The following is a 25,586-nucleotide window of genomic DNA, read 5'->3' as shown; positions in this document are numbered from 1 at the left end:
CTTATAGCAATTCCCAAGCCAACACCGTATACCAATCATAAGCCGTTGAATGACAGCAAGATCTGACATGCTGGCCCGGATTTCCCCCGTCTAAAAGGGTGCCACAAAACAGACATTCTCAACGAAAAAGTTGACACCTACAATAGCAGCAGATTTCGGGGACGGGGATCGCACTTCGGCATGCCGAAGTCGCGGAACCTCCTGATGTAACTACACTAATATCTTCAAAATATCTGCTGCGGACGCAACTTCCCCATTCCACAATCCCGGTGTTTCTGCTATACCTAGCTCGTCCCATTTTCCCCACACATTAGATGCACCGGAGGTCAGCACCCTGATGAAAGGCCGTATCTTTTCCCTTCTTTTCGCAGCATTCCTTACTTTCGCTTCCCTCGCCCAGGCTCAGCAGAGCCAGCCCCAGCCCCAGGCGCAGGGGATCAACGTCCCGATCCTCCTCTACCATCGTTTCGGTCCCACGGTGGCAGACGGCATGACCATAAAGACCTCCGTGTTCGAGGAGCATCTCAAGTTTCTGAAGGAGAACGGCTACAAGGTCATCCCCCTGAAGACGGTGATCGACTACATGCAGAAGAAGGGACCGGCGCCGGGGCCGAAGTCCGTGGTGATCTGCGAGGACGACGCGCACAAGTCCGTGTACAGCGACATGCTCCCGCTGGCCAAGAAGTACAACGTCCCGGTGACCGTCTTTGTCTACCCCTCCGCGATCTCCAACGCGAAGTACGCCATGACGTGGGACCAGTTGAAGTCGCTGCAAAAGACCGGGCTTTTCGACATCCAGTCCCACACCTTCTGGCATCCGAACTTCAAGCGGGACAAGAAGAAGATGTCTCCGACCGAGTACGAAAAGTTCGTCAACATCCAGCTCAAGAAATCGAAAGACCGCCTCGAGCAGCAGCTCGGCACCAAGGTCACGCTCCTCGCGTGGCCCTTCGGGATCTATGACGATTACCTGCTGAAAAAGGCGACCGAAGTCGGATATCAGGGGACCTTCACGATCGAGGCGCACCACGTAGGGCCGCGCGACACGCTGGTGAAACTCCCGCGCTACCTGCTGGTGAATGCCGACCAGGGGAAATCGTTTGCGAGGATCGTGGAAGGAAGCGCGCCGAAGAGAAACATTGTCTTCTAGGAAGAGCAGGATATGGAGGCGCGCCGCCCGGCGCGCCGAACCATAAGGGGGGCGTGGTGACAGAAAATCAGCCGGCAAAAAAGCTCCCCTGCCCCGACTGCACCTTCTGCCAGTGGTGCTCGGATGACCGTTGCAGGATGTGCCGAAAGAAATCGTGCGGAAAGAAGCTCTCCCTGCGAGAGCAGATAGAGCTGTACGAAAGGATCAACAGAGAAAAAGGGCAGAAGTAGGCGCTCTGCGTCGCCGCATTTGCGAAGGGTTCTTCCGGGAATCCGGGGCGGAGATGAATGAGAGCAAGCCGTCGGCACCGCGTCCCTCCCCTTTCAAGGGGGAGGACAGGAGGGGGATGGGTCGGCGCCGCTAACATCTACCCCATCCCCATCCTGTCCCTCCCCTTGAAAGGGAGGGGACGCCTGACCTCGTGCTCTGCTAAAGGCACACGGGGCCGGTGGATTACAGCGATACAAATTTCTAGATCTTTACCCCTTCCCTCAGCTGCACCGGCTTCACCTCCGGGTGCACCTTCACGCCGGTAACCTCCCGGTAAAACCGCATGAGAAACGCGATCGTAGCCCACTTGTGCACGCTGGCCTGCGTCAAGCGATAGAGAAGCCGGCGCGGCAGCGTCGGTGTGGCGCACCCGAGGAGCGCCGGGCGAAAACCGTCCAGTCGCACCGTAACCTTGACCGAATCCTCCATCTCCTCGGTGAACATGGAGAAGAGGCCCCTCCCGCAGGGGCTCTGCACCAGCTTTCCCCCCACCATGTCGAGGTGAACGGCGGTCCGCTTCCGCTCGCACTCGTAGCGAGGCGGTGCAAAGGTAAGGAGTGAAAGGGAAGAGGAGAGAAAACGAAACTCCACCCCGCCGCTCTTCGCCACAGTCGGCCGCACGACGGCGAAAGTCATCGTCCTGATAAAGGCGAAGTATCTCTCCATGACGGAGCGGGCATCCACTCCCGCTGCCACCGGCTTCGGCACATCCACCCACTGCACGGAAAAGACGGTCCCTTCCGGCTGCAGTACCTGCTGGCAATAGACCTCTTTTTTCGTAGCCATCATTTCACCTTACATCGGATCCGACTTCACGCACACCGCGTATTTCAGATAGCGCCCTTCGGGGAAGGTAACGGGATAGGGGAAGTCCTCCGGCTGCCCGGAGAGGGAGATGACCTGCAGGCCGCTCCCCGCCTGCAGCGCGCCGCGCCGCAGCTCCTTCAGGTAATCGGCGAGATCGACCTTCTGGTGGTTCGAGGAGGTGATGAGCATCCCCCCCGGCGCCAGGACCTTCAGCGCGGCCGCCACCAGATCACTCGTTCCCCCTTTGGTTGTGAAGCGGCTTTTGGAGGTGGTGGAGAAGGAAGGTGGGTCCATGAGGACGATGTCGTACTCCTTCTTTTGCCCCGCGAGCTCCCCGAGCACTGCCAGGCAGTCCCCTACCAGAAATTCGTGCCTCTTCGGATTGAGCCGGTTCACGCCGAAGTTTGCCCGAGCAATCTCCATGTAGGAGGGGGAGGCATCGACACTGGTAACGAGGCTCGCGCCAGCCGCCGCAGCCGCCACCGAGAAGGCACCGGTGTAGGAAAAGAGGTTCAGAAAGCGCTTTCCCGCGACCCGCGTCATGAGCTCGGCACGGTTTTTCCGCTGATCGAGGAAGAGTCCGCAGTCGAGGCCGCTCTCCAGCCGCACCTGGAAGTTCAGCCCGTTCTCCTGCACCAGGAGCGGCTCCCCGGCCGGCTCGCCATACAGCAGACGCGCGAATTTCTTCTCCTTCGCCTCGAGCTCGCGGGTGTTTTGAGGGCGCACCTTTTCGTAGATCCCCGCGGGCGCGAGCTGGTCCTGCAGCACCTGGGTAAGAAGCTTCAGATACCTGCGCCATCCGGCGGAGTAAAGCTGCACCATGAGGAAATCGCCGTAGCGGTCCACCGTCACCCCGGGAAGCCCGTCCCCTTCGCCGTTTACCAGCCGGTACGCGGTTGTCTCGGAAAGGGAGGCGTGGCGGGCGCGCAGCTCCACCGCCTGCGCGACGCGCCTGGCGAGCCACTTCTTGTCCAGCGTCATCCGGGAGCGTGACAGGACGCGCGCGACTATGCGCTCCTTCGGGTCCAGGAGGGCAACCGCCAGAAAGCGCCCCCCCTGGTCAACCAGTTCCACCAGGTCGCCCGCCTCTCCAGCGGGCCAGCGCTTCGTGAAGGCGTCGGCGATGATCCAGGGGTGCCCGAGTTCCAGCATGCGAACCGATTCGGGGCCCACGACCCCGGTGTGCTGCGGCATAACTTTCTTCCTCATGTGAAAAGGGGGGCACAAGTTGTGCCCCCCATCGATGGTGCGATTCCTCTTTCGAGAGCAGTCACCTGTTAAGGTTCCTGCACTACCTTTGAAAAGCCTAGTGCGTCGCCTGCGGTTTGACAGCTTCGGAAGCCATAGCCGCTCTTGCCTTCTCCAGCGCCTCCATCTCCTTCAGCTTCTCACCTAGCCAGTAATGCAGTTCCCGCGCGGTCTGGTAGTTCAGCACCACGCCGTTCGTTACGTGGCGCACCAGGCTGCGGTTCAGATCCGACGGTTCGGAGTCGGTCTCGGAGCCGATCGTCCCCTGCTGGGTGATCTCGTGCGTGATGGAGTTGGGCAGCGGCTGGCGCTCCAGGTAAAAGTTCACCACCAGCTCCCCGCGGGGAGAGACCCCTCCGTGTGCACCATTCACATAGACGGGGTTGTAGTCGTAGGTGAAGATGTACTTGAAGGTCATTTCCGGTTTATTGGCCATCTCTATCTCTCCTTTTTCAGAAAAAATTGCACCGCCACGGCGCTGGCTACAGGTCTGGGGGCGACATCGCCGGCGAGGTGAGGCGCTCCTCAAAGTCGCAGTTATAGCACGCCCTAACGCTCAACACAAACAGCAAAGAAAGAAGTCATTCCCCTTCATGCCCTTCGACATGCGGCTGCGCCCCGCGAAGGGTGCCCGGGGAACCGGGGAGACTGCACCCCTAGCAGGCGGCCTGCACCTTGGAAAGGTAGTAGTCGTAATTCCCCTCGTAGTGGCGCATCTCACCGTGGTCGACCTCGATGACGCGGTCCACCAGCTTCCTCAGGAAGTGGCGGTCGTGGCTCACCAGAATGACGGTGCCGGAGAAGTCTTCCAGCGCGTTGAGGAGTACCTCGCGGGAGCGGATATCCAGGTGGTTGGTCGGCTCGTCGAGGATGAGGAAGTTCACCGGCCGCGCCAGGAGGGTCGCCAGCACCACGCGGCTCTTCTCGCCGCCGGAGAGGCTCTCGATCCTTTTATCCACGTCGTCGTTCTGGAAGAGGAACGCCCCGAGGAGGTTGCGGATCACGCCGATCGTTGCCTGCGGCATCACGTCCTGCAGTGTCTCGAACACGGTCTTTTTCGGGTCGAGGATCTCCATGGCGTGCTGGCTGAAGTAGCCGACCTCCACGTTTGCCCCGAGCGTCACCTTCCCGGCGGTCGGCTCCGTTTGCCCTGCCAGCACCTTCAGGAAGGTCGACTTTCCGGCGCCGTTGACGCCGACCACCGCGATCTTCCCGAGGCGCCGGACGATCCCGGAAACGCCGGAGAAGACCGGCACGCTCTGCCCGTCCGGAGTCTCCCAGCTCTTCGCCAGGCCATCCATCACCACCACGTCGTCCCCGCTGCGGGGAGGCTCGCTGAAGTTGAACTTCACCACCCGTTCCTCGGGGGGAATCTCGATCCGCTCCAGCTTCTCCAGCTTCTTCACGCGGGACTGCACCTGCGCCGCGTGGGAGGCGCGGGCGGCGTAGCGGGCGATGAATTCCTCCTCCTTGGCTAGCATCTCCTGCTGGCGCTTGTGGCTCGCCAGGAGCTGCTCACGCCGGATCTCGCGCTCCCTCTCGTAGAAGTCGTAGTTGCCGGAGTAGGTCGTCACAGTCTTGTTCGCCACCTCGATGATGCGCGTGACCACCCGGTTCATGAAGTCGCGGTCGTGGCTCGTCATGAGGAGGGCGCCGTCGAACTCGGTGGCGAGCCACTCCTCGAGCCAGATGATCGATTCCACGTCGAGGTGGTTGGTCGGCTCGTCCAGGAGGAGGACGTCGGGCTTCAGGGTAAGGATGCCGGCGAGCGCGACGCGCATGCGCCACCCGCCGCTGAACGATTCCACCGGATTGTGGAAGCGGTCGGGGCCGATGCCGAGGCCGGTAAGTACCGCCTGCGCGCGGGAGTCGAGGTCGTAGCCGCCGCGGTGCTCGAACTCTTCCATGGCGACGCCGTACCGCTCGAGGAGTGCTGCCATGGCGTCATCGGACATCGGCTGCGACATCTCCTCCTCCATCCGCTTCAGCTCGGCAGCGAGGCGCACCGTCTCCTCCGATACGGACATGACCTCCTGGAGCGCGGAGCGCCCGGCCATTTCGCCTATATTCTGGGAGAAATACCCGATGGTGGTGCGCTTGCCGGCCACCATCTCCCCGCGATCGACTTCCTCTTCACCGGTGATGATCCTGAAGATGGTGGTTTTCCCCGCGCCGTTCGGACCGACAAGGCCCGTTCTGGTCCCGGGGAGTATCTGGAAGCTCGCGTCACGGAAAAGGATCTGCGAGCCGTACTGTTTGCTTATGTTGGACAGATGAATCATGAGCTCTCCATTGTGGCGGTGGTAACCCTCAAGCGTTAACAGAAACGGGGTAGCGCGACAACTTAAACTTTTCCAAGCCTCGTCGCACGATCGTCGGACGCCTGTGCAGCAAAGATCCAGCTGCTCAGGATGAATACAGCCCCCTCCGGCGATACAAGGAGGCGGAGAGAGCAAAGCCCCTGTAAATACTGCCAAAAGAGCTAAAGAAAGATTAATTCGCCGAGGCGTTTTTTGGACCTATTCCTGCTTGGGAAAGCGCTCACCGGAAGGGCACCCGCACACGGGTCCACAACGAAAAGGTTAAGAGAAGATAATGTGCCCCTACCCTTCCCGAGGCACCCTCTTTTAGGTATCGTATACAAAACAGGAGCGAGTTTTATGTCACTGGTAACGGTTCTCATACTAGCCATGACCTTCATCATGACCGTAGTCATGGCGCCTCGCATATACTGGGCCTGGCTCACTGCGGAGATTCTTTTTGCCGAGGGAGAGGCGCGTGCCCTGCGTCTCTTGCAGAGGCAGCAGAATGAATGGGCGGCACTGCACCTGGGGTGCGGGATCCTCGTGGTGCTCATGATCTGGGTCGTCAAGCAGATGGCTCCCGACGCCCCCGAGTCCGTGTGCGCAGTGCTGGCGCTCTATGCCGGCACCTCATTCTTCTATGCCGTGCTGGAATCGATGCTGGCGCTGAAAGTGGAGAAGCTTTCCGCGACGATCCCGATGGCGGCAAAAGCAGAAGGCGGGTAGCAGGCGGATCCTGGGGCGGGGAGCGGATACGGGATTCCGGCTGACCTCTGGCGGCGGCAGATGCCGGAAACGCTGCGCTTATTCCGGCCTACATGGACGACCTGCCCCTCTGCGCCAGCTGAAGTATGTAGGCCGGGATAAGCCGCCAGGCGTTCCCGGCAGTCCACCTTCTACGCCCGCGCGAACTCAGCCCGCTCTTCCCTCCATCCAGTCAAATCGCGGCACATCCCCCGCCCTTTCCACGGAACTACTCCCCCGTGCACTTCAGAGTTACCCCCGACAGCACTTTCCGCGACTCCCTAAGCCCCCGCAATTCCTGAAAGAGCGCGATTAGCCGAAGATAATTTCTTCATGCTGCGGTTTTGGGCCTTTTTATGCTATTGGATACGCCAAGTACCCGAACGGAGAAGGACCGATGACAGTAACTACCGCACTGATGATGACCGTAACTTTTACCATGGCCTTCATGATGCTCCCCAAGATCTACTGGACGTGGATCAAGAGCGAGGAGCTCTTTCTCGAAGGGGAATTGTGGAGGCTTCGCCTGCTGCAGGCCGAAGAAAACGGGTGGGTGAGACGGCACCTCGGGTACGGCGCACTGCTCCTGCTCCTGGCCTGGCTCAGCAAGCATGGCAGCGTCGAGGTGTCGCAAGAGACGACGGCGGTGCTCGGGCTGTACTCGGGGATATCGCTGGCGTACGCAGTGGCGGAGTCGCTGCTGGCGCGGCGCATCGAGGTTCTCTCCCGCATGATCCCTTTCCCCGCAAAGGTCGGGGAAGAAGGGTAGCCCCGCGCGGAATCTACTTCCGCCCCCGCTCCACCACCCTCCGCAGCAGATTCGCGACGTAAATCGTGCAGAACATGATCAGCGCGACGTTCACGAAGCGCAGCCAGACCGGGTCGGGCACCACCAACGGTGCCGCGGCGTGGTGGTAAAGATACCAGCCGGAGAGAGCGGCACCGAAAAGCGCTCCCACAATGACGAAAGGACGCCGCAGGTGCCCTCGTTCCTTACTTTCCTGCATAATCTCTTCCTCTTACCGTTACCGGTACACACGCTCCCCGAAGAGGGCGGAGCCGACACGCACCAGAGTGGCACCTTCCTCTATCGCCACCTCGAAGTCGCCGGACATCCCCATGGACAACTCTTTCATCTCCACCCCGGGGATACCGGCTGCGGCGACCTCGCCTGCAAGCCTTTGGAGCTCACGGAAGTAGGGGCGCGCACCTTCAGGGTCGTCAAAGAAAGGGGGCATCGTCATAAGCCCCTTGATACGTACGTGCGGAAGCTCCGCCACTTGGCGCACCAGGTCCAGAAGGTCCGCAGTGGTCGTGCCGCTCTTCGTCTCTTCCTGCGATATGTTCACCTGGATGAGGACGTCGCACACCTTCCCGATGAGCCCCCACTGCCGGTCGATCTCGCGCGCCAGGGATATGCGGTCGACGGAGTGGATCAGTTCCACCATCCCCGCGATCTGCCGTACCTTGTTGCTCTGCAGGGATCCGATGAAGTGCCAGCGGATCCCCTCACCCAGAAGGCCGGCCTTTTCGGTGAGCTCCTGGACGTAGTTCTCGCCGAAGACCTGCTGCCCGCACCTGAAAGCATCGGCAATCGCCTCTGCCGGCTTCGTCTTCGACACGGCCACCAGGCGCACCTGGTCCGCGGAACGCCCCGACTTCCGGGCGGCCTCCGCCATGCGCTGGTGGATCACTTCAAGGTTATACGCTATAGACACGGCACCCCCCTCAAAGAGCTTCCGGAAAGCTACTCCTGCAATGCGCCCATGCGCCGCAAGGCCTCGACGACCTCGCAAAGCGGCAGCCCCACCACGTTGGTGTAGGACCCTTCGATCCTCTGTACCATATGCGCGGCACCACCCTGGATGGCGTAGGCCCCCGCCTTGTCAAAGGGGCAGCCGGTGGCGATATAGCTGTCGATCTCCTCGTCGCGCAGCGCCTTGAAGAATACCTTCGTCCGCGCCGCTTCAACGACTGCGCCGTCTCTTTCCCGGTCGTAGATCGCAAAGCCGGTCACCACCTCGTGGGCGATGCCGGAGAGTTTCTTCAGCATCCGCTCCGCGTCGGCGGCGTCCTTCGGCTTCCCCATGATCTCGCCATCGCACAGCACGATGGTATCGGCGCCCACAAAAAAGCGTCCCTCCACCAGTGAGGCGGCAGCGCGCGCTTTCCCTTCGGCAAGCCTCATGACATGATCCACCGGATCCTCGTCCGGCAGCGGCGTTTCGTCGATATCGGCGGGTGTCACGGTGAAGGTGATTTCAGCGGACTCGAGGAGCTCGCTGCGGCGCGGCGATGCGGATGCCAATACAATCTTCTTCATTCTTCCCTCTTCTCCATGCACTCGCTGCTGCTACTTCTGCACCATCTCTTGCAGATCTGCCACAGGGCCAGAGCCCCGGCAGTCACCACGGCACCGATCAGGGCTTTTTCCCAGTTGCTGGAAACGATGCCGTACACGGTCGTGACGAACCCCATGAAGATGACCATGAGATCGACGCAACAGAGACGTCCCAATACACTGATTTCCTGTTCTTCCTTTCCCCCCGACATAACCACCTCCCATGGCGGCCTAATCGACAGCGAGTGCACCCTCCGAAAGGGAGGACTGCCACGACTCCAGTGCCGCGAGCGCCCGCCTGCTCAGATGATCGCGCTTCTCCTTCTTTTTCACCTTACCAGAAAGCGCGGGGAATAAACCGTAATTCACGTTCATCGGCTGAAAATGCGCCGCCTCCGCGTTGGTGATGTGGCAGACAAGCGCGCCGATCGCGGTCTCCGGCGGCGGCACCGTGAGAGGAAGGCCGAGCGCCAGGCGGGCGGCGTTGATGCCGGCGAGAAAGCCGCTGGAAGCCGACTCCACGTACCCTTCGACCCCGGTGATCTGGCCGGCGAAGAAGATGCGCCCGTCCTTCTTCAGCTGGCAGGTCCCGTCGAGGAGGCGCGGCGCGTTGATGAAGGTGTTGCGGTGCATGGAGCCCAGGCGCACGAATTCGGCCCCTTCCAGTCCGGGAATGGTGCGGAAGATGCGGCGCTGTTCCGGCCAGGTGAGCTTCGTCTGGAAGCCGACCAGGTTGAACAGCGTCGCGTCCCGGTTCTCCTGGCGCAACTGCACGACTGCGTGCGGTTCCCGCCCCGTCTTCGGGTCAGGCAGCCCCACAGGCTTCATCGGTCCGAAGCGCAGCGTCTCAGGCCCACGGCTCGCCATCTCCTCGATAGGCATGCACCCCTCGAAGTGGACGATCTTTTCGAACCCCTTCGGCTCGACCTTCTCCGCCTGCAGGATCTCGCCAACGAAGGTGTTGTACTCCTCCTCGGAGAAGGGGCAGTTGAGATACTCATTGCCGTCCCCCTTGCCGTAGCGAGACATGGCGAACACCTTTTCGAAGTCGAGGGAGTCCGCCGTCACGATCGGGGCGATGGCATCGTAGAAGTAGAGGTATTCCCCGACGAGCGCGGAGATCTCGTCGGCCAGCCCGGCGCTGGTGAGGGGCCCGGAGGCGACCACCACGATCCCCTCCTCCGGGATCTTGGTGACCTCGCTGCGCTCGATCTCGATCAGCGGATGGGACTCGATCTTTTTCGTGATGTAGGAGGAAAAGAGCTCGCGATCGACCGCCAGCGCGCCTCCCGCGGGGACCTTCGTCTCCTCCGCCCCCTCCATGAAGAGGGAGGAGAGGCGGCGCAGCTCCTCCTTGAGGAGACCGACCGCATTCTCCAGCGAATCGCCCCGCAGGGAGTTGGAGCAGACGAGCTCGCTGAGCCCCGGGAGGTGGTGCGCCTCGCTGTAGCGCTCCGGCTTCATCTCGTAGAGTCGCACCGGCACGCCGAGCTTTGCCGCCTGCCAGGCCGCCTCGCAACCGGCGAGCCCGCCGCCGATGATGGTGATTCTTTCGGTCATGGTTTTCCTTCTATTGTGGTCAGCGAGTCGGACCCGTCAGACCGGTCAGACTGGTCGGACAGGTCCGACAGCACCAACAAAAAAAGGGGTCAAAGACCCCGGTACCTGCAAAAGGGGGCAGTATCCTGCCCCCTCACCGCCTGCGGTCGGGACTACCCCGCCCGCACCTTCTTCCGCTCCACGATATCGGAGTTGCTCTTGTAGTCGCACCCTTCCTTCGGGCACTTCAGGAACTCGCCTTCTCGCTTGTACACCTTTTTCACCAGGATCGGGTAGCCGCACTTCGGGCACGGCTGCTCCACCGGGAGGTCCCAGAGGGCGAACTTGCACTGCGGGTACCGGTTGCAGGAGTAGAAGAGCTTCCCAAAACGGGACTTCTTCTCGATGAGCTCCCCTTCCTTGCACTCGATGCAGGTGATCCCCGTCCCCTTCGGCTTCACCAGCGGCTGGATGTTCTTGCACGCCGGGTACGCGGAGCAGGCGAGATACTTCCCGAAACGCCCGTCCTTCACCAGCATCGCGGAGCCGCACTTGTCGCACTTCTCGTCGGAGACGACCGGCTCCACCGGCTCACCCGCCTCCTTGTCCAGGGGACGGATGTAGCGGCACTCAGGATAGCCGGAGCAGGCAAAGAACTTGCCGAACTTGCCGAGCTTCACCACGAGGGGCTTCGTGCATTCCGGGCACGTCTCGTCGGTTGCCTCGGTGGTGAGCTCCGACTTGCTCACTTCCCCTTCCTTCTGCTTCAGGAGGTCGGTGAAGGGGCCCCAGAACTCCCGCAGGAGCGGGCGCCACTTCTTCTCGCCGCGGGAGACCATGTCCAGGTCCTCCTCGAGGCTCGCGGTGAAGTGGTAATCGACGTAGCGGGTGAAGTGCTTCGTGAGGAGGTCGGAGACGACCATGCCTACGTCTTCCGGGAAGAAGCGCTTCTTGTCCAGCCGCGCATACTTTCGCTCCGTCAGGGTGTTCATGATGGAGGCGTAGGTGGAAGGGCGGCCGATGCCGAACTCTTCCAGCGTCTTCACCAGGGTCGCCTCGGTGTAGCGCGGCGGCGGCTGGGTGAAGTGCTGCTCGGAGAGAAGCTCCAGAAGGTTCAGCGCGTCCCCTTCGTTGAGCGGAGGGAGGAGCCCTTCCTTCTCTTCGTCTTCATCGTCCACACCTTCGATGTACAGCTTCATGAAGCCCGGGAAGCGGATCACGGTGCCGGCGGCACGGAAGCGGTACCCCTCCCCTGCGCTGATGTCGACGGAGGTCTGGTCGAGGAGCGCCTCGGCCATCTGGCAGGCGACTGTCCTCTTCCAGATCAGCTCGTAGAGCTTGTACTGGTCGGAGGAGAGATACTTTTTCACATCCGCAGGGGTCTTCGCGAGATAGGTCGGGCGGACCGCCTCGTGCGCCTCCTGGGCGTTTTTCGACTTGTTCTTGAAGACGCGCGGCTTCTCCAGCGCGTATTCCTTCCCGTACTTCGAGACGATGAGGTTCCTGGCGTCCTCCAGCGCGAGGTTGGAGAGCGCCACACTGTCGGTACGCATGTAGGTGATAAGACCGACCGACCCCTCGCCGACGTCGATACCCTCGTAGAGCTTCTGGGCGACCGACATCGTCTTCTTCGCGGAGAAGCCGAGCTTGCGGGCGGCCTCCTGCTGCAGGGTCGAGGTGGTAAAGGGGGGTGATGGCTGGCGCTTGCGCTCGCTGCGCGTGACCTTTTCGACCTGGTAGCGTGCCTTTTCCAGGTGCTCCTTGATCTTCTGGGCGCTCTCGCCGTCCGGGATGTCGAACTTGCCGAGCTTTTGCCCCGCAGCCTCCACAAGGGACGCGGTCACCGGCTGCTTCTTCTTCCCGACAGTCTCGAGCTTCGCCCCGATCGTCCAGTACTCGCGCTCCTGGAACGCCTGGATCTCCTTCTCCCTCTCGCAGATGAGGCGCAGCGCGACCGACTGGACGCGGCCGGCGGAGAGGCCGTAGCGGATCTTTTTCCAGAGGAAGGGGGAGAGGGTGAAGCCGACGAGGTAGTCGAGGATGGAGCGAGCCTGCTGCGCGTCGACCAGATCGATGAGGATGTCGCGCGGGTTTTGCACCGCGTGGCGAATGGCGTCCTTCGTGATCTCGTGAAAGACCACCCGCTTTATGTCGAAGGGGTTTTTCTTCTTGTCGATCCCGAGCGCCGCCAGGAGATGCCAGGAGATCGCCTCCCCTTCACGGTCGGGGTCTGTCGCGAGGAGGAGGGAGTTTATCCCCTTCATCTCCTTCTTTATGGCGTCCAGATGCTTCTTGCTCTCGGGAAGTACCGCGTACTTCGGCTCGAAGTCATGCTCGACGTCCACCGACCCCTGCTTGCTGGGCAACGCCCGCACATGTCCGAAAGAGGCGAGGACCTTGAAGTCGGGCCCGAGAAATTTCTCGATCGTCCGCGCCTTGGCGGGAGATTCGACGATAACGAGATGCTGGGACATATGATCACCTTAGTGTGCGGATGAACCGCGAGCGAAGGGGCTTTTTCGTACTGATGATGTCAAAAAACCCGGATGTCACGCAATAGCAAAATGCTTGCCGGGAAGTTGCACAATCGCCCCTTTGAGCTCCAGGCGCAGTAAAATAGCGGAAACCTCCCCCACTGTCAACGCACTTTGCACAATGATATCATCGATCTGCAGCGGTGCCTGACGAAGGAGATCGTACAGCTTCCCCTCCTCCGGGGAGAAGGAAAAGGATGGTTCCGACGTTTCGGTGGCGGGGCGGGAGGAGAGATAGGGGAGCTCTTCGAGGATATCCTCCACCCGCTCCACCAGCTTTGCCCCCGCCTTTATGAGGGCGTTCCCCCCCCTGCTGGAGCTCATGTTGACGTTTCCGGGGACGGCGAAGACTTCGCGCCCCTGTTCCAGGGCAAAACGGGCGGTGATGAGGGAGCCGCTCTTTTCCCCCGCCTCCACGACGAGCACGCCGGCGCACAGCGCGCTGATGATCCGGTTGCGCCTCGGGAAGTTCTCAGGGATCGGCTCGCTCCCCATCGAAAACTCGCTGACGATCCCACCGCGGGCCGCGAGCTCGGCGTAGAGGACCGCGTTTTCCAGCGGGTAGACCACGTCGACACCACACCCCAGCACCGCTATGCTGCGCCCTCCACCTTTCAGCGCTCCCCAGTGCGCCGCGGCGTCGATTCCCCGCGCGAGCCCGGAGACGACGGTTATCCCCCGGGCGGCGAGGTCGCGCGCCAGGCGGGTGGTGATGGCGAGCCCGCCGGGGGAGGCCCGGCGGGAGCCGACGATGGCGATGGCTGGCTCGTACCCGGCGATGGTCCCGGCGAGGTAGAGGAAAGGTGGGGGATCGGCGATCTCCAGGAGGGGTTTCGGGTAGTCCGGCGAGAGGATGTCGACGACCGCGACCTTCCCCGCCGCCACCCTGTCGCGCTCCGCCTCGGCGAAGGCGCGCCCGTCGTGGCTTCTGAGGGCGCTGATCGCTCCCTGGTTCATCCCCTTCACCGCCGAGAGCTCCGCCTCGGTCGCCGCAAGCGCCCGCTCCGGCGTGCCGAAGTGGGCGAGCAGTCTGCGAAAGAGCACGTTTCCGATCTGGGGAACCGATTTGAGGGCAAACCAGTGCAGGTGGTCCATGCGGCCCCCCCGGAATCTATCTGCTCTTCTTCAACTCCACGCGGTCGCCACGGTAGACGGTGTCGACACTTTTCACGATCGCGGCGGTGGAAGTGTTCACCCCCGTCTCCAGTACCACGACGGCGCCGACGACCTCGGCTGGCAGCTTCTCTATCTTGTTCAGGGCGTAGCGCTGATCGGGTACCACGTCGCGGACGACGTACAGGAGATTGCCGGGCTTCACCCCATGGGAGCTGCCGAGATCGAGGTAGACGATGTCTCCGCTGGCGAGCGCCCTGTTGCCGGTCTGGGTCTCCGCGATGTAGCCGGTAAGGTCGCGGTCGGCGCCCTTCAGGGGGACGCTGACCCGCTTCTCGCGCCACGGCAGGAGGAAGGCCCCGGCCCCGATCTCCTGGAACGACTTGGTGACGAGACCCTTGGAGACCTTCTCCTCCACCTCGGAGAGCTGCAGCTCGCCAAGAGCGAGGACCCGGTAGCCGAGGATCACATTGGTGACCGGGTGACTGACCGCCGCCATCTTCCTGTAGATCGCGTAGCGGTCGCCGACGTTCGCGCCGTTTCTTCTCCCGATGTCGGTGTAGACGATGTCGTCGGACCCCACCATCACCCTGTTCTGGTTTGTGGAGACGATGTACCCTGAGGGATGGATCTCATCCTCCAGCAGGAACCCCTCCGCCCCGGTGACGGTGAAGCCCTGCGCCTGCGGCGCCTCCTCGGCCGCCTCCTTACTCCCCCCCGGCTCTGCGGGAGCGGGAGTCTCTGCGGAAGCAGGGGGCATGGTCCCTTTTTGCTCCAGCTCGATCCGGTCGCTGTACACCCTGACGCGCTGCCCGGGGTAGATGAAGTGCGGATTCCCGATCGCGGGGTTCACCGCCCACATGTTCGGCCAGTAGTATGGGTCGTGCAGGAAGCGCCGGGACAGCCCCCACAGGGTGTCCCCCTTCTCGATGGTGTAGATCGTGGGGCTCTCGCCAGCGGCCGCATAGGTGGCGGCGGGGAGGGTCAGGGCAAAAAGTAGGGACCAGGGGACGAAGATCTTTCTGTTCATACCGTTCCTCTTCGGGGGCTACAGGTGCCCCAGTTTTTCCTTCGCCTTTACGGCAGCCGGGCTCTTCGGATACTTTTCCACCAGCGATTGCAGCTCGCCGCGGGCGCGGACCGGGTCCTTGAGGCCAATGAGGGAGAAACCGGCTTTCAGCATGGCGTCCGGCACCTTGCGCGCCTTCGGATACTCGCTCACCACTCTCTGGAACGATTTGAGGGCGCTGTCGTACAGCTTCTGGGCGTAGTAGCACTCACCGGCCCAGTACAAGGCGTTCGGCGCGAATTCGCTCTGCGGCTCGGCGCGCACGAACGCTTCGAATGCCTCGATCGCGCGGGGGTAGTTTCCCTGGCTGTACACGGCAAAGGCGCGGGCATACGCCTCCTGCCCCCCCTTCTCGGCGGCGGCCACGGCGACCGGGTGCGCGACGGTGCCATCGGCCTGCGCCTCGACCCGCTGGGGGTGCACCTCTCCCCCCGGGGAGGACGGCTGCTGCTCCGCAAGGCGCTGGTACAGGGCGTCGTTGGAAGCCTTCAGCTGGTCCAGGCCGGGACGGATGGCGTCTACATCGGCCTCCGTCCCCTTCATCCTCTGCTGCAGATCACGCAACTCGCGGGAAAGCTCGGCAATGCGGGCGTCGAGCGCCTTCTCCTGCCGGGTGAGCTGCTCGATCGTCCCCTCCATCTCCACCTGCTTGCGCAGCACCGTCTCGCTCCCGGCGCAACCGGCCGTGACGAGGCAAAAGATACTGATAATTGGCCAAAATCTCCTTCCCATCACCCCTCCCGGTCAAAAATCAACATAATTAAAACTATCCTATTGTCAATGTCAAGGAGAAAGCACCTTTACGGTTCATTACCAGCTGCCGCTGTGCTATGATCCGCTTCTGGCCGCACTTGCCCTGACCCCGCACCTCGCTCCCCCCCTCCAGCGGGATGAGTCCCAGCGCGGCAATTCTATATACGCACAGTCAAAGTCGAAGAGGAACCATTGAAGAAACCGGAACTGCTCGCTCCTGCCGGGAACATGGAAAAGCTCAAGGTCGCGATCCGCTACGGCGCGGACGCGGTGTATCTCGGTCTCAACTCCTTCAGCCTCAGGAATCTCGCCCAGAACTTCTCCATTGAGGAGCTGAAGTACGCACTCGACTACGCCCATGCCCGCGGCGTCAAGGTGTACCTCACCCTCAACTCCTTCCCGGTGAACGATGAATTTGAAAAACTGGAAGGGGTGCTGCGGGAGCTCGATCCCCTCCCCTGCGACGCCTACATCGCCGCCGACCCCGGCGTCATCGCCCTCATCCGGGAGATCTCGCCGCAGCGGGAGATCCACCTCTCCACGCAGGCGAACACCAGGAACTTCCAGAGCGTCCTCTTCTGGGAGCGCTTCGGCGTGGCCCGGGTGAACCTCGCCCGCGAGATGTCGCTGGAGGAGATCCGCCAGACCGCAGCCCGCACGAAGGCGGAGCTGGAGGTCTTCATCCACGGCGCCATGTGCATCTCCTACTCCGGCCGCTGCCTCCTCTCCAGCGCCATGGCCGGGCGCGACGCCAACCGCGGCGAGTGCGCCCACCCCTGCCGCTGGAACTACGCCATCGTGGAGGAGACCAGGCCCGGTGAGTACTTCCCGGTCGAGGAAAAGGAGGGGGGGACCTTCATCTTCAACTCGAAGGACCTCTGCCTCCTCGAGCAGCTCCCCGACATCGTGCAGAGCGGAGTGAGCTCGCTGAAGATCGAGGGGCGCATGAAGGGGATCTACTATGTCGCCTCCGTGGTGCGGGTGTACCGGGAAGCGATCGACTCCTACTGCGAGGACCCTGAAAACTTCCAGGTAAAGCGGGAGTGGCTCGAAGAGCTCAGCAAGATCAGCCATCGCGGCTACAGCACCGGCTTTCTCCTCGGAAAACCGCGCGACCTCGACCACGAGTACCTCTCCCGCTACGTGCGCAACTACGAGTTCGTGGCGCTCGTGCAGGGGCCGGCCCCCGGCGGGAAGACCGAGCTCAAGGTGCGAAACCGCATAGAGCTCGGAGACCGGCTGGAACTCATAGGAAAGGGGTGCTCCTCGACACCCTTCACCCTGACGAGGATGACCGGCGCCGAAGGGGAGGAGCTCGCGACGGCGCACCCGAACCAGACGGTCTTCGTGGAAGGTATCGCGGGGGCGGGGGAGTTCGATCTCATCCGCCGCGAAAAGGGTGCGGCGGCAGCGGAGCGCTGATCCCTCCCGCGGCCGCGGCTCGCACGATGACGGGAAGATGACGAAACCGTCTGTTTACGGCGCAGGCGCCTTTCCCGGCCCGAAAAGGTTTGACCGTGCCGGCCATTCATGCAATATTCACTGCTTTCATCAGAAGGAGGATACGCCGTGCGCGAGACATTTCTGCCATTTTCCATACCGACCATCGGTGATGAGGAGATAAACGAGGTCGTCGACTCCTTGCGCAGCGGGTGGATCACCACCGGCCCGAAGGTGAAGCGCTTCGAGGAGGCCTTCAAGAGCTACACCGGCGCTCCCTTTGCCGTTCCCCTCGCCTCCGCGACCGCGGGGCTGCACCTCGCACTCCTCGCCCTGAAGCTCGCGCCCGGGGACGAAGTCATCACCACCCCGATGACCTTCGCCGCCACCGTGACGATGATCCTGCAAAGCGGCGGCACCCCCGTCCTCGCCGACATCCAGCCAGGCACCCTCAATATCGACCCGGAAAAGATCCGCGCCCGCATCACCCCGCGCACGAAGGCAATCATCCCGGTGCACTTCGCCGGTCAGCCGTGCGACATGGACGCCATCTTCGCCATCGCGGCAGAGCACGGCATCGCAGTCATCGAGGACGCGGCGCACGCCATCGGCACCGAGTACAAGGGGAAGCGCATCGGATCCTTGAATAGCGTCTCCGTCTTCTCCTTCCACCCGATAAAGAACATCACCACCGGAGAGGGGGGGATGGTTGCCACCGCAAACGAGCAGATGGCGGAGGAAATCTCCCTCATGAAGTTCCACGGCATGAACCGCGAGGCGTGGAAGCGCTACGAGGCGAGCGGCACGCCGAACTACGACATCGTGCTCCCCGGGTTCAAGTACAACATGATGGACCTGCAGGCGGCGCTCGGCCTGCACCAGCTCGACAAGCTCGACGGCTTCATCGGAAAGCGCCAGGAGCTCGCGCAGATCTACCAGGACGCCTTTGCGGAGGTACCGGAGATCGCCACCCCCTCGCTCGTCCCCTACCCGCACCGCCACGCCTGGCACCTGTACACCCCGCTGGTACGCATCGAGGAGCTCTCCATCGACCGCGACCGCTTCATGGTGGAGCTGAAGGCCCGCAACATCGGCACCGGACTCCATTTCAAGGCGATCCACCATCACAGCTACTACCAGGAGACGCTGCGCATCCCCGCAGGAGAGCTCCCGGTAGCCGACTACGCCTCCGAGAGGATCCTCTCCCTGCCGCTCTTCCCCCTCATGACGCCGGATGACGCCCGGGACGTGGTTGCCGCCGTGAAGGACGTGATTGCCGCAAACAGACGCTAAAGGGAAGGACCCGAAGCAGTGAACCAGCTCGAAGAAACCCCATATATAAGTATTGTCATCCCCGCCTACAACGAGGAGAAGAACCTCCCTCAGATGATGGACAGGATCCTGCCGGTCCTGCGAGGGATGGATACCCCGTTCGAGATCATCTTCACCGACGACGGCTCCCGCGACGGCACGCTGCGGATCCTCAAGTCCTTCGCCAAAGAGATCCCCGAGGTGCGGGTCATCGAGTTCAACGGCAACTTCGGGCAGCACATGGCCATTCTCGCCGCCTTCGAGCTCAGCCGCGGCGCGATCGTGGTGACGCTGGACGCCGACCTGCAGAACCCGCCGGAAGAGATCCCGAAGCTCGTGGCGCAGATCGAGAAGGGGCACGACGTCGTCGGCACCATCCGCATGAAGAGGCGCGACACCATTTTCCGCAAGGCCGCCTCCCGGATCGTCAACATCACCACCAACAAGATGACCGGCATGCAGATGAGCGACTACGGCTGCATGCTGCGCGCCTACTCCAGAAACGTCGTCGATAACATAAACCGCTGCAGCGAGACGACGACCTTTATCCCGGCGCTCGCCCAGACCTTTGCGGCGAACCCGGTGGAGATCGAGGTCGCCCACGCGGAGCGCAGCGAAGGTGAGAGCAAGTACTCGCTGTACAAGCTGATCCGCCTGAACTTCGACCTGATGACCGGCTTTTCCGTGGTGCCGCTGCAGCTTTTCGCCCTGATGGGGATCTGCACCTCCCTCGCATCGATGGCCTTTGCCATCTTCCTCCTGGTGCGCCGCTTCGTCATCGGGGCGGAGGTGGAAGGGGTCTTCACCCTCTTCGCCATCCTCTTCTTCTTCGTCGGGATCATCATCTTCGGGATCGGCATCGTCGGCGAGTATGTGGGGCGGATCTACCAGGAAGTGCGCAGGAGACCGCGCTACGTGGTGCGCAGGGTGCACGGTTTCGACGCGGCAGAAGCGACGGCGGCGGGACTGAAGGTGACGAGGTGATGATGAAATCGAACGTCCTGGTCGTCTGCGCCTATCACAACGTCGGCTACCGCTGCCTGGAGGAACTGATCCGGCAGGACGCCGAGGTGGCGCTTGTATTTACCCACGACGACGCCCCGAGTGAGGAGATCTGGTTCGCCTCGGTGCGCGAGCTCGCCGAGGAGCACGGCATCCCGGTGCTCACTTCCGACATAAACCTGAGGGAGAACGTGGAACTCCTGCGGGAGATATCCCCCGACTTCCTTTTTTCCTTCTACTACCGCAACATGATCCGCCCCGAGGTGCTGGAGATTCCGGCGCGCGGCGCGCTGAACCTGCACGGCTCCTATCTTCCGAAGTACCGCGGGCGGGTGCCGGTGAACTGGGCGATCATCAACGGCGAGGAAGAGACCGGCGCGACGCTGCACTACATGACGGAGAAGCCGGACGCCGGCGACATCGTCGACCAGGAGAAGGTGCCGATCGCCTTTACCGACACCGCCTTCGACGTCTTCAACAAGGTAACCGACGCCGCCGTGGCGGTCCTCTCCCGCGCCTACCCCCTGCTCGTGCAGGGAACGGCGTCGAGAACGCCGATGGATCTCTCGCAGGGGAGCTACTTCGGGGGGAGGCGCCCCGCCGACGGCCGCATCGACTGGTCGAGAAGCGCCCGGGAGATCTACAACCTGATCCGCGGAGTCACCCACCCCTACCCCGGAGCATTCACCCACCTGGACGGGAAAAAGATCATCATCTGGAGCGCCACCCCGGTGGAGGGGAGCGCCGAGCCCGGGAAGATCGTCAGCGCCTCCCCTTTCCTCGTCGGGACAGGGGACGGGCTCCTGCAGATCGGCGTCTTGCAGGAAGAGGAAGCTCCGGAGGAGCAGGGACCGGTCTACGCCATGCAGCAGGACCTCGTGGGGCGCACCTTTTCCGACGAGGCACCGGCAGTGCAGAGCGCGGCCGCGCAGTAAACCCTTTTTCGCATTCACGAATGAGCCGGGTGATTCCGGCTCTCGCCATTTAGAGGTATTTGCCCCCCTTTCCGCACGGGGCGGCATCAAAAACAGAAGAGACTGGAGATACAAATGAAAGTGCTGATATTGGGCGTGAACGGCTTCATCGGCAACGCCCTCACCAGGAGGATCCTCGATACCACCGATTGGGAAGTGTACGGCCTCGACATGAGCGACGACAAGCTGGAGCACTCCATCGGGCACCCCCGCTTCCACTTCCTCGAAGGTGACATCACCATCAACAAGGAGTGGATCGAGTACAACATCAAGAAGTGCGACGTGGTACTGCCGCTGGTGGCGATCGCCACCCCCGTCACCTACGTGAAGGACCCGCTGCGCGTCTTCGAGCTCGACTTCGAGGAGAACCTGAAGATCATCCGCCAGTGCGTGAAATACAAGAAAAGGGTCATCTTCCCCTCCACCTCCGAGGTGTACGGCATGAGCCCCGACTCCGAGTTCGACGAGGAGAACTCCCCCCTCATGCTCGGCCCGATCAACAAGGAGCGCTGGATCTACTCCTGCGCGAAGCAGATGCTCGACCGCGTGATCTACGCCTACGGTGAGCACGAAGGGCTGCAGTACACCCTTTTCCGCCCCTTCAACTGGATCGGACCGAAGCTCGACTCCATCTCCACCGCGAAGGAAGGGAGCTCCAGGGTCCTTACCCAGTTCCTGTACAACATCGTGGCGGGGGAGCCGATCCTCCTCGTGGACGGCGGCAACCAGCGGCGCTCCTTCACCTTCGTGGAGGACGGCATCGACTGCCTCATGAGGATCATCGAGAACAGGGAGGGCGGCGCGGACAACGGGATCTTCAACATCGGCAATCCCACGAACGATCTCTCCGTGAAGGAGCTGGCACTCAAGCTGCGCGACATGGTGCGGGAATATCCGGAATACCGGGAGAAGGCGGAAAATTGCCAGATCGTGGAGACCACCTCGGACAGCTTCTACGGCAAGGGATACCAGGACATGCTGACCCGCGTCCCTTCGGTGAAGAACGCGAAGGAGCGGCTCGGGTGGGAGCCCGCCACGACGATAGACGACGCGCTGCGCAGCACGCTCGACTTCTACCTCATCGAGCAGCGGGAAAAGATCGAGCACCTGCTGTAAGGGTGGCTGCATGGCGTCAATGGAGTCCATGTAGGCCGGGATAAGCCGCCAGGCGTTCCCGGCGGTCCACAAAGACGAGGTCGCGCGGCAACGAATGCCGGAAACGCTACCGCTTATTCCGGCCTACAAGGGCACGTTTTCGCCCAGGAAAGCACACGATGCACCAATTCACTGTAGCTCTGAAAGTCGACGTCGACACCTACGCCGGAACCCGCGACGGCGTGCCGCGCCTCCTGGAGATCATGGAAAAGGCGGGGGTGAAGGCGACGTACTACTTCTCCATGGGACCGGACAACTCCGGAAAGGCGCTGCGCCGCGTCTTCACGCGGAAGGGGTTCCTGCAGAAGATGCTTCGCACCGGCGCTCCCGGCGCCTACGGTGTGCGCACCATGCTGTACGGGACGCTCCTCCCCGCCCCCCGGATCGCCTCCTCCTTCCCCCACATCCTGAAGGAGACCTCCGCACAGGGGCACGAGACCGGCGTGCACTGCTGGGATCACGTGGACTGGCACGACTACCTGCCGCGCTACGACGAAAAAAAGGTGGCCGCCACACTTGGACGCGCCACCGAACTTTTCAGGGAGATCGTGGGGGAACCGGTGAAAAGCGTCGCCGCCCCCGGCTGGACCGTCTCGGCCCGCTCCCTCGCCTTCCAGGACTCCCTCGCCCTCGACTACTGCAGCGACAGCAGGGGGCACTCCCCCTTCTACCCCCTCTTTGAGGGGCGCCGCTACAACACGCTGCAGATCCCGACGACCTGGCCGACCCTCGACGAGATCCTCGGCACCGGCGGAATCACCGCCGAAAACGTGAACGACTTCTACCTCTCCCGCCTCCTCCCCGGACTGAACGTCCACACCATCCACGCCGAGATGGAAGGTGGGGTCCTCTCCGCCTCCTTTGTCGATCTCCTCAAAAAGCTGCAGGAGAGGGGAGTGCGCTTCGCGACCCTTCGCGAAGTTGCCGCAGAGCACCGTGCAACTGCCCCTGAGGCGCCCCTCTCCATGGGTGAGATACCGGGGCGCGCGGGGCTCGTTGCGGTTCAGGGGTAGCCGACCACCCGGTTCTTCCCGCCGTGTTTTGCCTTGTACAGCCCCTGGTCGGCATACTCCAGGATCGCCGCAGGGTCGTCGCCGTCCTCCGGGAAGCAGGCGACGCCGAGGCTTATGGTGACCCGCCCCAGCGGCTGCGTCGCCCCCCCTGCAAAGTCGTGCGCCTCCACCCTCTGCCGCAGCATCTCGGCGATCTTCAGCGCCGCCTCCTTCGCCGTCTCGGGGAGCATCACCACGAACTCTTCCCCCCCATAGCGCGCCGCCAGATCGGTGCACCTCAGCTGCGAAGTCAGTATCTCCGCCAGCGTGCGCAGGAGCCGGTCCCCCTGCGGGTGCCCGTGGGTGTCGTTGTAGATCTTGAAGTTGTCCACATCGAGGAAGATGACGGAGCACTGGCTCTGGTACCTCTTCGCCCGCGCCACCTCCGCCGCCAGCGCCTCCTGGAAGTGCCGGTGGTTGTGCAGCGCGGTCAGTCCGTCCCGCACCGCGATCTCCTTCAGCACGTCGTTTGCCGCCTGCAGCTCCTCGTTCGCCTTTTTAAGCTGGGCCAGGAGATCCCTGTTCTGCGCCACCAGCCGCGCCTTCTCCGCCGCCCTCCCCGCCACCGCCGAAATGAGGTCGAGACTCTCGAACGGCTTTATGAGGTAGTCGTAGGCGCCGGCTCTCAGACAGGTTATGGCGCTGTCGAGGGAGGCGTGGCTCGTCATGATCACCACCTGGGTGTCCGGGCTCTGCTCCTTGATCTCGGTAAGGAGCTGGATCCCGCTGATCCCCCCCATCCTGATGTCGGTTATCACCAGGGGGTGGGCCTGCTCCCGGAAGGCCTCGAGCGCCTCCTCTCCGCTGGCGGCCTCCGCCACCTTGAAGCCGTCCGCGCTCAGCACCTGCGACACAACGCTTCGTAAGGTTTCCTCATCGTCCACAACCAAAAGGTCCATATCGCCTCCTTTGCTTACGCCACGGCGGCCGCTTCCTCACCCGCTGGGAGTGTGATTACGAAGACCGTTCCGCCTTCTGCGCCGTTCTCGATCCGTATCTCGCCGCCGTGATCCTTCACGATGCCGTAACTTACCGAAAGCCCGAGCCCCGTCCCCTTCCCCGCCGGCTTCGTGGTGAAGAACGGCTCGAAAACCCTCGCCTTCACCTCCTCGGGGATGCCGGGGCCGTTGTCGCACACCGTCAGCTCCACGGTCCCCTCCTCCCCCCTGCGGGCGCACACCCGCACCTTCCCTGCGTTCCCGTCCATTGCCTGCTGGGCATTGATCATCAGGTTCATCAGCACCTGCTGCAGCTGGTTTGCGTTGCCGCGACAGGGAGGGAGCCCCTCCTCCAGATCCTTCTCCACCGTCACGTTGTTTATGCCGAGCTGATGGTCCACGATCGCCAGGGCGTCCGCCACGACCTGGGTGACGTCCACCGGGGTGAATTCCACCTGCTCCTGGCGGGCGAACTTCAGCAGGTTCTCGATGATCGTCTTGCACCGCTTCGTCTCCTTCTCGATGATGAGGAGGTTCTTCTTCAGCGGGTGCCCCTCGTCCACCCCCCGCAGGGAGAGCTGGGTGATCCCCAGTATCCCCGCCAGCGGGTTCTTCACCTCATGCGCGATCCCGGCACCGAGCGCCCCGAAGGCAGCCATCTTCTCCGACTGGATCAGCTGCCCGTACAGCTCCTTCAGCGACTTCTCCCTGCTCATGAGCTCTTTCGCCATGGTGTTGAAGGAAGAGGCGAGGGCCCCTATCTCGTCGCCTGATGAATTTACCAGCTCCACCTGGAAATTCCCCTGCGCCACCACCCGCGTGGCGTCGGAAAGCTCCTCGATGGGGCGGGTGAGCTTGCGGGACCAGACCATGCTCAGAAGCGCCGCGCCGGCAAGAAGAAGGAGCGAGAGAGTCAGCAGGTCGCCGAGGATCTCCCGGGAGGTAAGGTAGGCTGCACTCTTCGGGATCTGTACCACCGCGGTTATCCCCCCGACGCGCACCGGCGCGAACCCTCCGACCATCCCCTTGCCGCGCTCCTCGTACTCCATGGTCATCCCGGGACTCTGGATCTTCTTCAGCCGCTCCCGCCACAGGGGGGGGAGATGCCCGGCGATCTTTCGGGGGTCACTGTGCGCCATGAGGGTACCGGTCCTGTCCAGGAGGAAGGTCTCGAAGACCCGGGAGCGGTGCGCCAGCCGTTGCAGCTTCGCCAGCCGAATGACGGCGGAGACGGTCACCGGGCGCCCCTCCTCCCCATCGAGGACCGTCACGGTAAGGGTCGGGAGCTTCGGCGTCAGGGTGGAGTTTTCCAGGTACGGCTCCCCGGCGCTCAGCCGCGCGGGGAGCGGGTGGGCGGCGCGGTACTTCTGGAGGTCCTCTTTGGTGAGTCCGTATTCGGAGAGAGTGCCGGAGTTGTACACCGTTTCCTCCGCGCCGGAGCCTCTCCGGCTCACCATGATGAATTCCGGGAACTCCTCGAAGAGGGTCCTCAGAACCCGCTCCCGTTCCTCTCCCCCCTCCTGCGCCATGACCCGGGCAAAGAGGCGCACCCTCTCCCGGTACCCCACGAGAAGCGAGTTCGCCTCCTCCGAGATGTGCACAGCCATCGTGGAGGTCAGGTCGTGGATGTAGGCGGTCTTGTCCGTATGGAAGAGCTTCGCCATGGTGAAGGTGATGAGGCTTAGCACCACGGTCACCACCAGGAGCTGGGCCACCAGAATCTTGAACCTGAGCGGAAACTTGAGCTTCTCTCGCATGACAGCTCCCCCTCCTGAAAATCGTCAGGGCTCACGTTCCCCCTCCCTTGACGGGAGGGGGGCAGGGGGTGGGTGAAGCTGCCACC

General features: G+C 62.6%; 25 protein-coding genes. 10 read left to right on the top strand and 15 right to left on the bottom strand.

What is annotated here, in order from left to right; translation table 11 throughout:
* Positions 1-337 precede the first annotated feature (337 nt).
* Together LPW11_RS11725 and LPW11_RS11720 are read left to right on the top strand one after the other, a co-directional pair.
* Entirely contained in the window at positions 338-1,150 is an 813-nt protein-coding gene (locus LPW11_RS11725) for a polysaccharide deacetylase family protein (RefSeq protein WP_230994077.1), read from the top strand.
* Positions 1,151-1,206: 56 nt separating this feature from the next.
* Positions 1,207-1,380: a hypothetical protein gene (locus LPW11_RS11720; protein ID WP_230994076.1), complete on the top strand. Its 174-nt coding sequence runs from the start codon at positions 1,207-1,209 to the stop codon at positions 1,378-1,380.
* A gap of 241 nt (positions 1,381-1,621) precedes the next feature.
* Here the strand turns inward: LPW11_RS11720 and LPW11_RS11715 are convergent, their stop codons facing one another.
* From LPW11_RS11715 to LPW11_RS11700, 4 genes are all read right to left on the bottom strand, one after another.
* A complete protein-coding gene (locus LPW11_RS11715) occupies positions 1,622-2,206 on the bottom strand; it encodes a hypothetical protein (RefSeq protein WP_230994075.1) in 585 nt (194 codons plus the stop codon).
* Positions 2,207-2,215: 9 nt separating this feature from the next.
* The gene (locus tag LPW11_RS11710) at positions 2,216-3,421 is read right to left on the bottom strand and encodes a class I SAM-dependent rRNA methyltransferase (RefSeq protein ID WP_230994074.1); all 1,206 of its coding nucleotides are present in this window, start codon (positions 3,419-3,421) and stop codon (positions 2,216-2,218) included.
* A 112-nt stretch (positions 3,422-3,533) separates the two neighbouring features.
* Complete coding sequence (locus tag LPW11_RS11705; RefSeq protein WP_230994073.1) at positions 3,534-3,911, bottom strand: hypothetical protein; 378 nt, start codon at positions 3,909-3,911, stop codon at positions 3,534-3,536.
* 220 nt (positions 3,912-4,131) lie between these two features.
* Positions 4,132-5,757 (bottom strand): ABC-F family ATP-binding cassette domain-containing protein, encoded by a 1,626-nt coding sequence (locus tag LPW11_RS11700; protein ID WP_230994072.1) that lies wholly within the window; start codon positions 5,755-5,757, stop codon positions 4,132-4,134.
* 378 nt (positions 5,758-6,135) lie between these two features.
* Between LPW11_RS11700 and LPW11_RS11695 the strand changes: the two genes are divergently transcribed.
* Both LPW11_RS11695 and LPW11_RS11690 read left to right on the top strand, forming a co-directional pair.
* Positions 6,136-6,504, top strand: a complete 369-nt coding sequence (locus tag LPW11_RS11695; RefSeq protein ID WP_230994071.1) for a hypothetical protein — start codon at positions 6,136-6,138, stop codon at positions 6,502-6,504.
* Positions 6,505-6,919: 415 nt separating this feature from the next.
* Positions 6,920-7,291 carry a hypothetical protein gene (locus LPW11_RS11690; RefSeq protein ID WP_230994070.1) on the top strand — a complete coding sequence of 124 codons (372 nt, stop codon included), beginning with the start codon at positions 6,920-6,922 and terminating at the stop codon, positions 7,289-7,291.
* Between the two features lie 13 nt (positions 7,292-7,304).
* Here LPW11_RS11690 and LPW11_RS11685 read toward each other — a convergent pair whose 3' ends face one another.
* The 9 genes from LPW11_RS11685 to ybgF form a co-directional block, all read right to left on the bottom strand.
* Positions 7,305-7,529, bottom strand: coding sequence for a hypothetical protein (locus tag LPW11_RS11685; protein WP_230994069.1), 225 nt, complete (start codon positions 7,527-7,529; stop codon positions 7,305-7,307).
* A gap of 18 nt (positions 7,530-7,547) precedes the next feature.
* The gene (locus LPW11_RS11680; RefSeq protein WP_230994068.1) at positions 7,548-8,240 is read right to left on the bottom strand and encodes a YggS family pyridoxal phosphate-dependent enzyme; all 693 of its coding nucleotides are present in this window, start codon (positions 8,238-8,240) and stop codon (positions 7,548-7,550) included.
* 29 nt (positions 8,241-8,269) lie between these two features.
* On the bottom strand, positions 8,270-8,845 hold the full coding sequence (locus tag LPW11_RS11675; RefSeq protein ID WP_230994067.1) for a Maf family nucleotide pyrophosphatase: 576 nt from the start codon (positions 8,843-8,845) through the stop codon (positions 8,270-8,272).
* Complete coding sequence (locus LPW11_RS11670; protein ID WP_230994066.1) at positions 8,842-9,075, bottom strand: hypothetical protein; 234 nt, start codon at positions 9,073-9,075, stop codon at positions 8,842-8,844. The genes LPW11_RS11675 and LPW11_RS11670 overlap by 4 nt, the downstream gene beginning before the upstream one ends.
* 19 nt (positions 9,076-9,094) lie before the next feature.
* The gene (gene trmFO, locus LPW11_RS11665; protein WP_230994065.1) at positions 9,095-10,423 is read right to left on the bottom strand and encodes a methylenetetrahydrofolate--tRNA-(uracil(54)-C(5))-methyltransferase (FADH(2)-oxidizing) TrmFO; all 1,329 of its coding nucleotides are present in this window, start codon (positions 10,421-10,423) and stop codon (positions 9,095-9,097) included.
* Positions 10,424-10,575: 152 nt separating this feature from the next.
* The gene (gene topA, locus LPW11_RS11660; protein ID WP_230994064.1) at positions 10,576-12,876 is read right to left on the bottom strand and encodes a type I DNA topoisomerase; all 2,301 of its coding nucleotides are present in this window, start codon (positions 12,874-12,876) and stop codon (positions 10,576-10,578) included.
* Between the two features lie 75 nt (positions 12,877-12,951).
* Positions 12,952-14,031 carry a DNA-processing protein DprA gene (gene dprA, locus LPW11_RS11655; RefSeq protein ID WP_230994063.1) on the bottom strand — a complete coding sequence of 360 codons (1,080 nt, stop codon included), beginning with the start codon at positions 14,029-14,031 and terminating at the stop codon, positions 12,952-12,954.
* A 16-nt stretch (positions 14,032-14,047) separates the two neighbouring features.
* Positions 14,048-15,079, bottom strand: a complete 1,032-nt coding sequence (locus tag LPW11_RS11650) for a LysM peptidoglycan-binding domain-containing protein (RefSeq protein WP_230994062.1) — start codon at positions 15,077-15,079, stop codon at positions 14,048-14,050.
* Positions 15,080-15,097: 18 nt separating this feature from the next.
* A complete protein-coding gene (ybgF, locus tag LPW11_RS11645) occupies positions 15,098-15,850 on the bottom strand; it encodes a tol-pal system protein YbgF (RefSeq protein WP_230994061.1) in 753 nt (250 codons plus the stop codon).
* Between the two features lie 213 nt (positions 15,851-16,063).
* Between ybgF and LPW11_RS11640 the strand changes: the two genes are divergently transcribed.
* The 6 genes from LPW11_RS11640 to LPW11_RS11615 all read left to right on the top strand — a co-directional run bounded on the left by LPW11_RS11640 (position 16,064) and on the right by LPW11_RS11615 (position 22,766).
* Positions 16,064-17,293 carry a peptidase U32 family protein gene (locus LPW11_RS11640; protein WP_230994060.1) on the top strand — a complete coding sequence of 410 codons (1,230 nt, stop codon included), beginning with the start codon at positions 16,064-16,066 and terminating at the stop codon, positions 17,291-17,293.
* 147 nt (positions 17,294-17,440) lie between these two features.
* Positions 17,441-18,604, top strand: coding sequence for a DegT/DnrJ/EryC1/StrS family aminotransferase (locus LPW11_RS11635; protein ID WP_230994059.1), 1,164 nt, complete (start codon positions 17,441-17,443; stop codon positions 18,602-18,604).
* A gap of 18 nt (positions 18,605-18,622) precedes the next feature.
* Positions 18,623-19,606 (top strand): glycosyltransferase, encoded by a 984-nt coding sequence (locus LPW11_RS11630; protein ID WP_269145333.1) that lies wholly within the window; start codon positions 18,623-18,625, stop codon positions 19,604-19,606.
* 2 nt (positions 19,607-19,608) lie between these two features.
* Positions 19,609-20,559 (top strand): formyltransferase, encoded by a 951-nt coding sequence (locus LPW11_RS11625; protein WP_230994058.1) that lies wholly within the window; start codon positions 19,609-19,611, stop codon positions 20,557-20,559.
* A 114-nt stretch (positions 20,560-20,673) separates the two neighbouring features.
* Positions 20,674-21,714 carry a bifunctional UDP-4-keto-pentose/UDP-xylose synthase gene (locus LPW11_RS11620; RefSeq protein WP_230994057.1) on the top strand — a complete coding sequence of 347 codons (1,041 nt, stop codon included), beginning with the start codon at positions 20,674-20,676 and terminating at the stop codon, positions 21,712-21,714.
* Between the two features lie 158 nt (positions 21,715-21,872).
* A complete protein-coding gene (locus tag LPW11_RS11615) occupies positions 21,873-22,766 on the top strand; it encodes a polysaccharide deacetylase family protein (RefSeq protein ID WP_230994056.1) in 894 nt (297 codons plus the stop codon).
* Here LPW11_RS11615 and LPW11_RS11610 read toward each other — a convergent pair.
* Both LPW11_RS11610 and LPW11_RS11605 read right to left on the bottom strand, forming a co-directional pair.
* Positions 22,757-23,704: a GGDEF domain-containing response regulator gene (locus tag LPW11_RS11610; RefSeq protein WP_230994055.1), complete on the bottom strand. Its 948-nt coding sequence runs from the start codon at positions 23,702-23,704 to the stop codon at positions 22,757-22,759. The two genes, LPW11_RS11615 and LPW11_RS11610, sit on opposite strands and share 10 nt — an antisense overlap.
* 14 nt (positions 23,705-23,718) lie before the next feature.
* On the bottom strand, positions 23,719-25,500 hold the full coding sequence (locus tag LPW11_RS11605) for an ATP-binding protein (protein WP_230994054.1): 1,782 nt from the start codon (positions 25,498-25,500) through the stop codon (positions 23,719-23,721).
* Positions 25,501-25,586: the final 86 nt, after the last annotated feature.

It is taken from the genome of Geomonas sp. RF6 (assembly GCF_021044625.1).
Taxonomy (GTDB): domain Bacteria; phylum Desulfobacterota; class Desulfuromonadia; order Geobacterales; family Geobacteraceae; genus RF6.
Note: the sequence above shows the minus strand (reverse complement) of the source record. Positions and strands in the feature narration are given on the sequence as shown.